The sequence below is a fragment of the Luteibacter sp. genome, assembly GCF_009912395.1.
Taxonomy (GTDB): Bacteria; Pseudomonadota; Gammaproteobacteria; order Xanthomonadales; family Rhodanobacteraceae; genus Luteibacter.
Map to the genome: position 1 here is coordinate 1 of NZ_WNDO01000025.1, position 13,428 is coordinate 13,428.

Sequence of the window (13,428 nt, forward strand, 5' to 3'; positions counted from 1 at the left end):
ACAAAGTTGTTCAGGTCGATGTCATCGAGCCGCCGCCGCCCCCGCCGCCCCCCCCGCCACCGCCGCCGGAACCCCCGAAGCAGCCGCCGCCGAAAATCATCCAGCAGGTGAAACAGCCGCCTCCGCAACCGCCGCCGCCGGCTCCGCCGCCGGCCGTGGACGAGGCGAGCTCGAATCCCGTTCCGGCACCGCCGCCGGCGCCTCCCGCGCCGCCGCAGCCGCCGGCGGATATCGCGCCGAGCGAGAATCTGTCGTACCGTCAGCGTAATCCGCCAAAGTATCCGCCGCAGGCGGTCCGTCAGCGGCATGAAGGTACGGTGGTACTTCTGGTCCTCGTGGGTGTCGACGGTTCGCCGAAGGACATCCAGATCGACCAGTCGAGCGGTTTCCGCGAACTGGACAAGGCAGCGCAGGATGCGGCCAGGAACTGGCGATTCAACCCGGGCAAGCGAGGCGGTCAGGCCGTCGAAGGCTATGCACGTGTCCCCGTTACGTTCAACCTAAACCAGCTGTAAGTTAGTCCTCACACTTAACTTACATCTCCGTTAATGTTTGATTTACCCAAGGGTAGCGTTATGTTGCAAGACACCTCCGCTCAGCCTGCTAATCCAGGTCAGAACTCCAACGCCGATGCCCTCAAGCAGATGGGCTTCGACCACCTCATTCACAACTTCGACCCCCTGGGTTGGATCGTGTTCGTGGTGCTGGTCGTGATGTCCGTGCTTTCGTGGTACTTCATCGTCGCCAACTTCATCCGTAACAGCCTGGTGCGTTCGCGCGCCGACAAGGTCATCCAGGGCTTCTGGAACACCGCGTCGACCCAGGAAGCCATCCGCGTGCTCGAAGAGCAGCCGAAGGGCGAACCGTTCTCGAAGATCGCCCTCGACGCCGCTTCGGCCGTTGCCCACCACCAGCAGGCTGCTGGCGGTCGCCTCGCCGAGTCGCTGTCGCGTTCGGAATTCGTCGATCGCGCCCTTCGCCAGGCCGTGGCTCGTGAGAGCCTGCGTCTCGAAGGCGGCCTGACCCTGCTCGCCACGGTCGGTTCGTCGGCTCCGTTCATCGGTCTTCTCGGTACGGTGTGGGGTATCTACCACGCGCTGATCGGTATCGCCGCTGCGGGTGAAGCCTCGATGGGTAAGGTTGCAGGCCCCGTCGGTGAGGCGCTGATCATGACCGCGTTCGGTCTGTTCACCGCTATCCCGGCCGTGCTCGCCTACAACTTCTTCATGCGTTCCAACCGCCTGACCTACGCCAAGTTCGACGAATTCGCGCACGACCTGCACGACTTCTTCGCCACCGGTGCCCGTGTCGAAGGCACGAAGTAATCCGCTAGAGGAATTGACCCATGGCTATGAGCAGCGGGGGCAACTCCGGTGGTCCGATGTCGGAAATCAACGTCACGCCGCTCGTCGACGTGATGCTGGTTCTGCTGATCATCTTCATGATCACGGCGCCGCTGATGTCCCATAAGGTCCAGATCGATCTGCCGAAGGCTAATCCGAATACCAAGGATGAGACCCCGGTCGAGCCGATGGATCTCGCGGTCAAGCCGGACGGTACGTACTTCCTCAATGACGGTGAAGTCACCGAAGCTGAGCTGAAGGCACAGTTCGCGGTTGCGGCGGCTAAGTCGCCGCAGCCGGAGCTCCAGATCCGCGCCGACCGCACCACCGAGTACAAGGTGGTGAAGAAGATCCTTGGCGACGCCAAGGACGCCGGCATGGTCCACGTCGGCTTCATGTCGACTGGCAAGGAGTAACGAACATGGCATTCAGCTCAGGCAACTCCGGTGGCCCGATGGCGGATATCAACGTCACGCCGCTCGTCGACGTGATGCTGGTGCTCCTGATCATCTTCATGATCACTGCGCCGCAGCTGTCGCATAAGATCAAGATTGATCTTCCGCAGCCGAATCCGAACATCGTCAACCCAGAGAATCCGCCGGATCCCGTCCGTCTGCAGATTCGTCAGGATGGCTCGCTCTATTGGAACGATGCACCGGTCGACGAACTGAGCCTCAAGGCTCAGATCGCGGTCATCGCCCAGCAGTCGAACCAGCCGGAACTGCAGATCGACGCCGATGACGCGGTCCAGTACGAGGTCGTGGCACGCGTGCTTTCCGACGCGAAGAGCCAGGGCCTGACCAAGATCGGTTTCGTTAACTCGAACTGATCGGTCGGTCGTCCGCTAGACCTGAAAAGCCCCGCCATTGGCGGGGCTTTTTTTGTGTCCGATTCCTGTAGGAGCGCGCTTGCGCGCGACGGGTGCTCGCGGGCACCCCGAATCGCGCGCAAGCGCGCTCCTACAACGGCATGGCGTCACTTACTTCAGGATGTTGAGATACGAACGGACCGTGTTGGAAAGGCCCTGGTAGAGCGCTTCACCGATAAGCGCATGCCCGATCGACACCTCTGCGAGTCCTGGAATGGCCGCCTTGAACGTGCCGAGATTGGCCTGGCTGAGGTCGTGCCCCGCGTTCACGGCGAGCCCCGCTTGCTGCGCGCGACGAGCGGTATCGGCGAAGGAAGCCAGTTCCGATCGCGCATCGCCGCGGTGGAACGCCTCGGCGTAAGGGCCGGTGTAAAGCTCGATACGCTGGATGCCAATCGACACGGCGTCCGCAAACCCTTCGCCGCCGGCGTCCACGAAGACGCTGACACGACATCCCAATTCACGAAACGAGGCCACCACGGGTTTCAGCAGCTCGATGTCCTTGGTGAGATCGAAACCATGGTCCGACGTGATTTGCCCGTCGCCATCGGGCACGAGGGTGACCTGCGTCGGCTTTACTTCACGGCAGAGCTCGATAAGGCCCGGGTAGGCCCCGCGCGCCGCGGCGAAGGGGTTGCCCTCGATGTTGTACTCCACACGGCCACGCAGCAGGCCGGCCAACGTGCGTACGTCGGCCGGCGTCACATGGCGCATGTCAGGGCGAGGGTGAACGGTAAGTCCGCCGCATCCCGCATCGATGCAGGTATTGGCGGCGGTGGCGATATCCGGCTCGTTGCCGCCGCGCGAATTGCGAAGGACGGCGATCTTGTTGAGGTTGACGCTAAGAAGGGTCATCGACGGTCCCAAAAAAAACGTACGCCACCATTGCGACGTGCGTAATGACTGTCTTCCCAGCATAACGCGCCACGTCCATGTGGCGCACTCACGGCTCCACACACACGTAGGATCAGACACAGCTCGTTGCGAAAAGGTTCAAAGCGGAGATGTGAAGACGCGGATCCGTCGTTCAGCACCGCGCCAGGCCAAGGCACCGACCGTGTCTTCGCCAAGCGACAGCGGCCGAACCTGCCAGGCCGAGGCTGGCGCCACGTCGCCGTCAAAGCACGATGGGCGGGCCAGGTTATCCACAAGGCTGAACGCCACGCGGTGCAGCCCGTAGGACAGGCCGCCGCCGTGGGCCTTGAGCACGGCCTCCTTGGCGGTCCACAGCGCGAGGAAGGCAGGTAGTACGGCCTCCGGCGCCAGTTCGTTCAGCATGGACGTCTCATCCGGTGCGAAGAATCGTCCGGCCAGTTCCAGCGCCTTGGGCCTGGGCCGTACGCGCTCGACATCAACGCCCAGTTCGAAGCCGGCGCCACCTCGCCCCACGGCGAACAACGCCGTGTCGCGACTGTGCGACCAACTGAAGCCGAGGGTGTTCCAGGGAGCGGGAAACAACGGTTTGCCATGTTCGCCACGGACCACGGCGGGTGCATCCGGGCCGGCATAGGCGGCGAGCAGGCTCGCGAACGGCGGTTCGACCGTACCGGACCAGGCCATGCGCCAGACATGGATTTCATCGTGGGAAAGCGCGGGAACATCGTGATGCATACGCGGATGCTAGCGCAGAAGCCTCCATCCCGACGCCCCAGGCCCTAGAATGGCCGGGGGTTCCATGGGGAAACACGACAGGTGATCGCAGGCTGGCTGTTGCTGCTGGTATCGCTGCTGTACGTCGGCATGCTGTTTGCCGTTGCCTACATCGGCGACCGGCGCCCTCTGTATCCGCGGCAACCGCGTTTGCGGCCGATCGTGTACAGCCTCGCGCTGGCGGTGTATTGCTCGTCGTGGACCTTCTATGGCGCCGTCGGCACGGCAGCGCGATCGGGCCTGTCCTATCTGCCGATCTATCTCGGGCCATTGCTGCTCTTCGTGCTCGGCTTCGGGCTGATCGAGCGACTCGTGCTCGTGGCACGCGAGCGCAACATCACCTCCATCGCCGACTTCATCGCCGCACGCTTCGGCAAGTCGCATGGCCTCGCCGCTCTCGTGGCCATCATCGCCGTGATCGCGATCATTCCGTACATCGCCTTGCAGTTCAAAGCGGTGGCGATGTCCTTCAACGTGTTGGGTGCCGGTGGGTCCACCGGCGACACCGCCCTGTGGTGTGCCGCGTTGCTCGCCGTCTTCGCCATCCTGTTCGGTACACGGAACATCGACGCCACGGAGCATCACCACGGCATGATGCTGGCGGTGGCGCTCGAATCGCTGGTGAAGCTGCTGGCTTTCGTCGCCATCGGCATCTACGCATGGATGCACGGTCCTGGCATCGCCGAGACGCTGCGCACTCCCGTGCTGCAGGTGGAGAAAGGCGCGATGCCACCGGGCTTCGCGGCGCAGACATTGCTGGCCTTCTGCGCCATGTTCTGCCTGCCGAGGCAGTTCCAGATCGGCGTCGTCGAATGCGAGGATCCACGCGACCTGCGACGCGCACGCTGGCTGTTCCCGATCTACATGGTGGTGATCTCGCTGGGTGTGCTGCCCATCGTCAGCGCGGGACTCGCCCTGCCTCAGGTCACCCAGGGACACGTGGACGCCTGGGTGCTCAATCTGCCGATCGCGCTGGGTGACAGCGGCATCGCCCTCCTCGCCTTCGTCGGCGGCTTCTCGGCGGCCACAGGCATGGTGATCGTGGCGGCCGTCGCGTTGGCGACGATGATCAGCAACGACCTGGTGATGCCGATGCTTTTGCGCATCGAGCGCCTGGGCCTGGAACGACGCGGCGACCTTTCCAATGTGGTGCTGTTCGTGCGCCGCATCGCCATCGTCGGCCTCGCTGCCATGGCGTATTTCTATTACCGCCTCATCGCGGGCGCTGAAAACCTGGCCGCGACCGGATTACTTTCCTTCGCCGCCGTCGCCCAGTTCGCGCCGGCGATCGTCTCTGCGTTGTATTGGCGAGGGGCAAGCCGCGTCGGTGTCTACGTGGGGTTGCTGGCCGGATTCATCGTCTGGGTCTATACGCTGCTGCTACCGGCGATGACGCGCACGGGCTGGATCGCCTCCCGATGGCTGGACGATGGCCCGTTCGGCATCGGCTGGTTGAAACCGACCGAGCTGTTCCACCTGAGCGGATGGGAGCCCGTAACACACGGGACGTTCTGGTCGTTGCTCACGAACGTCGCCTGCCTGGTCTTTATCTCACTGCGTTTCCGGCCCAGCGTGGCGGAACGCCTGCATGCCGCCCTCTTCGTCGATCCCTTCGTGCGCAGCGCGACCGGCGCCGGCGACTGGCGTGGTCGGGTGACGGTACGCGACCTGGGCACGATCGCCGGCCGCATCGTCGGCGAGCGCGTCACCGTGCGTGCATTCAACGAGTATGGCCAGCGACACGGTGTGACGCTGGCGCCGGGCGATGCCGCCGACCGGCCGCTGATCCAGTTCACCGAGCGCCTGCTCGCCAGCGCGGTCGGCGCGGCGAGCGCACGGCGCATCCTCATGGGAGCGCTGTCGGGCACGGGCCTGGATATCGCCGAGGCGATGGCGCTCATGGACGAAGCCTCGCAGGAACTCCGTTTCAATCGCGAGCTGTTGTCGACGACGTTGGAGAATGTGTCGCAAGGCATCAGCGTGGTCGATGGAGACATGCGCCTGGTCGCCTGGAATCGACGCTATCTCGAATTGTTCGATTATCCCGATGGCATGGTCTACGTCGGCCTTCCCGTAGCGGACCTCATCCGCTGGAACGCGGAACATGGCGAGTGTGGTCCTGGCGAAGTGGACGAGCATGTCGCCAAGCGCATCCGCTACATGCGCGCCGGCTCGCCCCACGTGTTCCAACGCGTGCGTCCGGATGGCACCGTGATCGAAATGCGTGGCCGCGCGCTTCCCGGCGGCGGCTTCGTCACCACGTTCACTGATGTCACCGCATACAAGAGCGTGGAACAGGCGCTCATCGACGCGAACGAAACGCTGGAGCAACGCGTCGAGGATCGCACGGCCGAACTCAGCGAAGCGCTCAACGCGACGGCGATCGCCCGCCGTGAAGCGGAAGCGGCCAACGCCTCCAAGACCCGCTTCCTTGCCGCCGCCAGCCACGATCTTCTCCAGCCGCTCAATGCTGCTCGACTGTTCACGTCGGCATTGCGCCACCATCCGAACCTCGATGGCGAAGCGACGCAACTGGCGGAACGTATCGATGCGTCGTTCCGCGCTGCGGAAGACCTGCTGGATGCCCTGCTCGACGTCTCCCGCCTGGATGCCGGCAGCTATCGGCCGGAAGTGGCACCGTTTGCGCTCGCCGACATGTTCGATTCGTTGAAGCAGCAGTTCGCGGTCATCGCCGAGCAACGCGGTCTTTCCTTGCGCGTCGCGCCGACCACGCTGGCGGTACGTTCCGATGCGCAGCTATTACGGCGCATCGTCGCCAACTTCCTGTCCAACGCGCTGCGATATACGCGGGTCGGAGGTGTCGTCGTCGGTGCCCGTCGTGTCGGTGCCAACGTGCGCGTCGAGGTCTGGGATAGCGGCCCCGGCATCGCCGACGAACAGAGGGCACGCATTTTTGGTGAGTTCCAGCGTCTGGATCGACCCTCGCCCTGGGGAGAAAAAGGCCTTGGCCTCGGCTTGTCGATCTGCGACCGACTTGCCGGCATCCTCGGTCATTCGCTCGACCTGCATTCGCGTGTCGGCCATGGCAGCTGCTTCGCCATCACCATGCCGAGGGCCGATGCCGTGGCGCGCAAGCGCACTCCCTCGATGGCGCGGCCGGGCGGCGAACAACTGCCCCTGACCGTGCTTTGCCTGGACAACGACGAGACGATCCTCGATGGCATGCGCGCGTTGCTGGGGCGGTGGGGCGTGGATTGCCGCACGGCGATCGACGTGGCGGCGGCCGAGGCGATCCTCGCCGATACGCGCGTCGATCTCATCCTGGCGGACTACCACCTGGGCGAAGGCATCGACGGCCTGGCAGCGCTCGGCCAACTGGCCTCGACACGGGGGCTCATGCCCCCGGCCGCGCTGGTCACCGCTGACGGCAGCACCGAACTCAAGCAGCGTGCGCGTGCGCTGGGCTATCCCTTGCTGCACAAACCCGTGAAGCCTGCGGCGCTGCGCGCGTTGCTGGTCGCGCTCGCCAAGCGAGGCGGCACACACGCGGCCTGACGGTCACGGGCTGTCGGTGACGTCCGGCAGGGATTCCTTCTCAACATCCAGGTGGCTCGCCGCCAGTGCGACCTGCGTGCGGTTGGAGACGCCCAGCTTGCGCATGATCGCCGTCATGTGCGCTTTCACCGTCGCTTCCGAGACGCCGAGGTCGTAGGCGATCTGCTTGTTGAGCAGGCCTTCCGCGATCATGTTGAGCACGCGGAACTGCTGCGGCGTGAGCGACGCGACGCGAGCCGCCATGTCGGCTTCATCGGCTTTCAGCTCCACCTGGCCGATGACCAGTTGCGGAGGAAGCCAGACATCGCCGTCGAGTACGGTGCGCACCGCTTCCACGATGGTTTCCACCGCGGCTGACTTCGGGATGTACGCCGAGGCACCGTGGGCGATCGCGCGGCGCGCGACCTGCGCTTCCTCGTGACCGGACACCACGATGGTCGGCAGGCCCGGATACTGGCCGCGGATATGGGCGAGCGCGGAGTACCCGCGCGCGCCCGGCATGTGCAGGTCCATCAGCAGCAGGTCCGCATCCGGCAGCGATTCGATCAGGGCGAACAGCGCGGGCACGCTGTCCGCCGTGTGCACGGTGGCCTCCGGCACGGCCGCCAGGACCGCGCGCTGGAGGGCGTCGCGGAACAGCGGGTGATCGTCGGCGATGAGTACGTCGGACATGCTCAGCGGACCAGCCGTTCCTCCACGAGGCTCTTCACGACGCCGGGATCGGCCAGGGTCGAGATGTCCCCGAGCTGGTCCGGCTGGTTCTCCGCGATCTTGCGCAGGATGCGGCGCATGATCTTGCCCGAGCGGGTCTTCGGCAGGCCGGGCGCCCACTGCAGGTGATCCGGCGCGGCGATGGGGCCAATCTCCTTGCGCACGCCGGCGATCAGTTCCTTCTTCAGCTCGTCGCTGCCGCTCTCCCCTGCATTGAGGGTCACGAAGGCGTAGATGCCCTGTCCCTTGATGTCGTGCGGGCAACCGACCACGGCCGCCTCGGCCACCTTCGGATGCGCCACGAGTGCGCTTTCCACTTCGGCGGTGCCGATGCGATGACCGGACACATTGATCACGTCGTCCACGCGGCCGGTGATCCAGTAGTAGCCGTCCGCGTCGCGACGCGCGCCGTCACCCGTGAAGTAATTGCCCGGGTAGGTCTTGAAATAGGTATCGATGAAACGCTGGTGATCGCCGTAGACCGTACGCATCTGGCCCGGCCAGGAATCGGTAATGACGAGGTTGCCGCTGCACTCGCCGTCCTGCACCTTGCCGTCGGAGTCGACGATGGCCGGTTTGATGCCGAAGAACGGCAGCGTGGCCGAGCCCGGCTTGAGATCCGTGGCGCCGGGGAACGGCGTGATGAGGAAACCGCCGGTTTCGGTCTGCCACCAGGTATCCACGATCGGGCAGCGCTCGTCGCCGACCACGCGGTGATACCAGCTCCAGGCTTCCGGATTGATCGGCTCGCCCACGGTGCCGAGAATGCGCAGGCTCTTGCGCGAGGTCTTCTTCACCGGCTCGTCGCCTTCGCGCATCAGTGCGCGGATGGCGGTGGGTGCGGTGTAGAACAGCGTCACCTTATGCTTGTCGACTACCTGCCAGAAGCGGCTGAAATCGGGATAGTTCGGTACGCCGTCGAACATCACCACCGTGGCGCCGTTGGCCAGCGGACCGTAGACGACATAGCTATGGCCGGTGATCCAACCCACGTCGGCCGTACACCAGTAGATGTCGTCCTCGCGCAGGTCGAAGGTCAGTTCGTGGGTGAGGCTCGTGTAGACAAGGTAGCCGCCGCTGGTGTGCAGCACGCCCTTCGGCAGGCCAGTGGAGCCCGAGGTGTAGAGCGTGAACAGCGGATCTTCCGCGCTCATCGGTTCGGCCGGGCAGTCGCTGGACTGGCCTTCCATCAACGTGTGGTACCAGCGGTCGCGCGGCGACTGCATCGGGATGGCGCCACCCGTGCGGCGCACCACGATCACCGTCTCGACGCTATTGGTGTTCGGTCGCGTCAGCGACTCGTCCACGTTAGCCTTCAGCGGAATCTTCTTGCCGCCACGGCAGCCTTCGTCGGCGGTGACGATGAGCTTGGCTTTCGAATCGGCGATGCGGCTGGCCAGCGAATCCGGCGAGAAGCCACCGAACACCACGGAGTGGATCGCGCCAATGCGCGCGCAGGCGAGCATCGCCACCGCCGCCTCGGGCACCATCGGCAGGTAGATCACCACGCGATCGCCCTTGGCCACGCCGAGGTTCTTCAGCGTGTTGGCGAACTTGCAGACCTCGCCGTGCAGCTCGCGGTAGGTCAGGCGGCGCGTCTCGTTGGGATCGTCGCCCTCGAAGATGATGGCAGTCTTGTCGCCCCGCGTCTCCAGGTGGCGGTCGAGGCAGTTGGCGGCCACGTTGAGCTGGCCATCCTCATACCAACGGATATGCAGGTTCGCGGGATCGTAGGAGACGTCCTTAATCTTCGTCGGCGGCACGATCCAGTCGATACGCTCGCTCATGGCCTTCCAGAAGCCTTCCGGATTCTGGACCGATTCGGCGTACATGCGCTCGTAGTCGGCCTTGCGGATTCGCGCCTTCTCGGCGAAAGCGGGGTCGACCGGGTAATGCTGCTCGGACATGCGTGCTCCTGCGTAAGAGGGTTCGGGCGGGGCCGGAACGGATGCGTGGGGCTCAAGTTGTCGAGTGTAACCTTGACGCACTGCGACAGATGGCATGGCCCGTTCGACTTTGGTCGAGTTTCGACCTTTGGCCAATGGAACCCTCGCCCACGGCTGACCCATGCTCGGTTCGCCAATGGTTGGGGAGACCATGATGAAACCGAGCCTTCAGGGGGGCCGCAAGGCCGTCGCCTTCAGTATTGCCTGCGCCCTCATGCTGCCGATGGTAGCGTTGCCGGATCTGGCGCACGCCCAGTCCAAGTCGAAGAAATCCGCCAGCCACGAGGCCGAGCTGGAAGCCCGGGTCAACCAACTCGAACAGCAACTGGCCGAACTGAAGGCCATGATCCAGGAACAGAAGGCGGCCACCAGCCAGGCCTCGGCCACCGCGCAGGCCGCGCAGACCCAGGCGCAGCAGACCGACGAAAAGGTGACCAAGGTCGAGAAGACCGTTGCCTCGGTACCGGCCAAGCCCACGTTCACCACGGCGCCCGGCGTGTCCGTGGCCTTCCACGGCTTCATCAACGCCAGCGCCTTCAGCCAGAGCAAGGGCTACACCTTTGGCAACGGTGCCAACGCGGAATACCCGATTCCCGGCCAGGGCGGTCGCGTCAACGACTCGCTGACCGGCGTGGACGTACGCAACACGCGCTTCTGGCTCGACTTCACCGGTGCCAAGCTCAACGACCGCTGGTCCGGCGGCGGCCGCATCGAGATGGACTTCTTCGGTGGCTTCAACGGCACGGGCGCGTATAGCCAGCAGCAGCCCACGCCGCGCCTGCGCCAGGCCTACATGGACATCACCAACGCCGAGACCGGCACCACGTTCCGCATCGGCCAGATGTGGGACCTGATGTTCCCCATGGAATACATCCCGCAATCGCTGTCGCACATCGCCTTTCCGCTGGGCTATGGCACCGGTGTGATCGGCTGGCGCTATCCCGGCATCATCTGGATGCAGGACCTGAACCATGGCTCCGAAGGCGTGAAATGGCGCTTCGACCTGGCCGCGTTCGAAGGCAGCTGGAGCGGCCCGGGCCTGACCACCAACTACCTTACCGCCGGCAACGCGGGCTTCAAGCCGCAGGTGGAGGCGCGCCTGACCGCCAAGGGCGGCAACTGGCAGGCCTTCGTCGTGGGCCATTGGTCCAAGCTCAACCTGCACGGCGTCGACGGCCAGACCGCCACGCCGATCAAGAGCGACATCAAGAGCACCGCCGTGGAGATCGGCGGCATGTGGACGCCGGGCGACTTCATCTTCAAGAGCGCCGTCTACACGGGTAACGCCATCGGCCAGATCTTCGGCGGCCTCTCTCAATTCGGCGACATCAAGGACAAGGGCGGCTACCTCCAGGCCGGCTACAAGTTCACGCCGAACTGGACGCTCTACGGCTTCATCTCGGCCAGCAAGCCGGACAAGGACGATGTGCTGCGCTGGCGCGCCCCGAATACCGCAGGCCTGCTGAAGAACCGCCAGCAGGCGCTCAGCCTGCAATACACCGCTGGCGCCTACGACTTCAGCGTGGAGTGGATCCACTCCAACCTCGATTCGACCACCACCAACGGCCTCGGCCGGCAGAAGACCTCCGCCAACGAGTTCACGCTCAACGGCAATTACCGGTTCTGAGGACACAGCACATGGCGACGACAGCATCCGGCCTGCGGGCTGACGGCACGATCGGTACCAGTCACAAGCGCGTGGTATTCGCGTCCAGCCTGGGCACCGTGTTCGAGTGGTACGACTTTTATCTGTACGGCTCGCTCGCCGCGATCATCGGCAAGCAGTTCTTCACCGGTCTGAACGAGACGAGCCAGTTCATCTTCGCCCTCCTCGCCTTCGCGGCCGGCTTCGCGGTGCGGCCGTTCGGCGCGATCGTGTTCGGACGCGTCGGCGACCTGATCGGACGCAAGTACACCTTCCTCGTCACCATCATCATCATGGGCACGTCCACCTTCCTGGTCGGCGTGTTGCCCGGATACTCGACGATAGGCGTGGCGGCACCGGTGCTGCTCATCCTGTTGCGCCTGTTGCAGGGCCTGGCGCTGGGCGGCGAGTACGGCGGCGCGGCGACCTATGTGGCCGAGCATGCTCCCGACGGCAAGCGCGGCCTGTACACCAGCTTCATCCAGATCACCGCCACCTTCGGCCTGTTCCTGTCCTTGTTGGTGATCCTCGGCACGCGACTGGGTCTGGGCGGCGACACCTTCGAGTCGTGGGGCTGGCGCGTGCCCTTCCTGGTGTCGGCGGTGCTCGTCGGTGTTTCGGTGTACATCCGCATGCAGCTGCATGAGTCGCCGGTGTTCCAGCAGATGAAGGCCGAGGGCAAGCAGTCCAAGGCACCGCTGACCGAGGCCTTCGGCCAGTGGAAGAACCTGAAGCTGGTGATCCTCGCTCTCCTCGGCGCCACCGCCGGCCAGGCCGTGGTCTGGTACACGGGCCAGTTCTACTCGCTCTACTTCCTCACCCAGAGCCTGAAGATCGACGCCACCACGGCCAACCTGCTCATCGCCGCCGCGCTGTTCATCGGCACGCCGTTCTTCGTGTTCTTCGGCTGGCTGTCCGATCGCATCGGTCGCAAGACGGTGGTGCTCTCGGGCTGCCTGATCGCCGCGCTCACGATGTTCCCGATCTTCAAGGGCCTCACCCACTTTGGCAATCCCGCCGTGGAAGCCGCCGCCGCGTCCGCGCCGGTCAGCGTCATCGCCGATCCGTCGGCATGTAGCTTCCAGTTCGATCCGGTGGGCAAGAAGACCTTCACCAGCTCCTGCGACGTGGCCAAGAGCGTGCTGGCCAAGAAAGGCATCCCGTACAGCAACGTCTCGGCCTCCCCCGGCACGATCGCCACCGTGAAGGTCGGCGACGAGATCGTCGCCTCCTTCGAAGGTGGCAGCCTCGACAAGGCCGCGTTCACCGCGCAGAACAAGGACTTCACCGCCAGCGTGGACACGCAGCTGAAAAAGGCGGGCTACCCGGCGAAGGCCGACCCGTCGCAGGCCAACTACCCGATGCTCGTGGTGCTGCTGGCCATCCTGGTCATCTACGTCACCATGGTCTATGGCCCCATCGCCGCGTGGCTGGTCGAGATGTTCCCGACGCGCATCCGCTACACCTCGATGAGCCTGCCGTACCACATCGGCAACGGTTGGTTCGGCGGTTTCGTGCCGACCATCGGCTTCATGCTCGTGGCCTGGAAAGGCGACATCTATTACGGCCTCTGGTATCCCGTGGCGGTCGCGTTGATGACCTTCGTCATCGGCCTCTTCTTCGTTCGCGAAACCAAGGATCTTCCGCTACAGCATTGACCGGTGGACGGTTCGTTCGCTCTCCCCGCCCCCGCATTCGCGGGGGCATTTTTTTTGGCATCTTCTGGTGCTTGCGGCAAACCTGCATCGC

At 64.5% G+C, this 13,428-nt stretch carries 11 protein-coding genes; 7 read left to right on the plus strand and 4 right to left on the minus strand.

Annotation, left to right across the window (positions count from 1 at the left end):
* The 4 genes from GAK28_RS19030 to GAK28_RS19045 all read left to right on the plus strand — a co-directional run.
* Positions 1 to 515, plus strand: a 515-nt coding sequence (locus GAK28_RS19030; protein ID WP_291783044.1) for an energy transducer TonB, incomplete at its 5' end; no start/stop codon positions are given.
* Positions 516 to 575: 60 nt separating this feature from the next.
* Positions 576 to 1,325, plus strand: a complete 750-nt coding sequence (locus tag GAK28_RS19035; protein WP_291783049.1) for a MotA/TolQ/ExbB proton channel family protein — start codon at positions 576 to 578, stop codon at positions 1,323 to 1,325.
* Between the two features lie 20 nt (positions 1,326 to 1,345).
* Positions 1,346 to 1,759, plus strand: coding sequence for a biopolymer transporter ExbD (locus GAK28_RS19040; RefSeq protein WP_291783051.1), 414 nt, complete (start codon positions 1,346 to 1,348; stop codon positions 1,757 to 1,759).
* A gap of 5 nt (positions 1,760 to 1,764) precedes the next feature.
* Positions 1,765 to 2,172 carry a biopolymer transporter ExbD gene (locus GAK28_RS19045; RefSeq protein ID WP_291783054.1) on the plus strand — a complete coding sequence of 136 codons (408 nt, stop codon included), beginning with the start codon at positions 1,765 to 1,767 and terminating at the stop codon, positions 2,170 to 2,172.
* Between the two features lie 150 nt (positions 2,173 to 2,322).
* Here GAK28_RS19045 and GAK28_RS19050 read toward each other — a convergent pair whose 3' ends face one another.
* Both GAK28_RS19050 and GAK28_RS19055 read right to left on the minus strand, forming a co-directional pair.
* On the minus strand, positions 2,323 to 3,066 hold the full coding sequence (locus tag GAK28_RS19050) for a pyridoxine 5'-phosphate synthase (protein WP_291783057.1): 744 nt from the start codon (positions 3,064 to 3,066) through the stop codon (positions 2,323 to 2,325).
* A gap of 138 nt (positions 3,067 to 3,204) precedes the next feature.
* Positions 3,205 to 3,822 carry a 4'-phosphopantetheinyl transferase superfamily protein gene (locus GAK28_RS19055; RefSeq protein WP_291783059.1) on the minus strand — a complete coding sequence of 206 codons (618 nt, stop codon included), beginning with the start codon at positions 3,820 to 3,822 and terminating at the stop codon, positions 3,205 to 3,207.
* Between the two features lie 81 nt (positions 3,823 to 3,903).
* Here GAK28_RS19055 and GAK28_RS19060 point away from each other — a divergent pair, with 81 nt between their 5' ends.
* Entirely contained in the window at positions 3,904 to 7,377 is a 3,474-nt protein-coding gene (locus tag GAK28_RS19060) for a PAS domain-containing hybrid sensor histidine kinase/response regulator (protein ID WP_291783061.1), read from the plus strand.
* 3 nt (positions 7,378 to 7,380) lie between these two features.
* Here the strand turns inward: GAK28_RS19060 and GAK28_RS19065 are convergent, their stop codons facing one another.
* A complete protein-coding gene (locus GAK28_RS19065) occupies positions 7,381 to 8,049 on the minus strand; it encodes a response regulator transcription factor (protein WP_291783063.1) in 669 nt (222 codons plus the stop codon).
* Positions 8,050 to 8,051: 2 nt separating this feature from the next.
* The gene (acs, locus tag GAK28_RS19070; RefSeq protein WP_291783065.1) at positions 8,052 to 9,995 is read right to left on the minus strand and encodes an acetate--CoA ligase; all 1,944 of its coding nucleotides are present in this window, start codon (positions 9,993 to 9,995) and stop codon (positions 8,052 to 8,054) included.
* A gap of 193 nt (positions 9,996 to 10,188) precedes the next feature.
* On the opposite strand from acs, the gene GAK28_RS19075 reads away from it, so the two are divergent.
* Both GAK28_RS19075 and GAK28_RS19080 read left to right on the plus strand, forming a co-directional pair.
* Positions 10,189 to 11,661 (plus strand): hypothetical protein, encoded by a 1,473-nt coding sequence (locus GAK28_RS19075; protein ID WP_343161886.1) that lies wholly within the window; start codon positions 10,189 to 10,191, stop codon positions 11,659 to 11,661.
* A gap of 11 nt (positions 11,662 to 11,672) precedes the next feature.
* The gene (locus GAK28_RS19080) at positions 11,673 to 13,337 is read left to right on the plus strand and encodes an MFS transporter (protein ID WP_291783070.1); all 1,665 of its coding nucleotides are present in this window, start codon (positions 11,673 to 11,675) and stop codon (positions 13,335 to 13,337) included.
* The last annotated feature ends 91 nt before the right edge of the window (positions 13,338 to 13,428 follow it).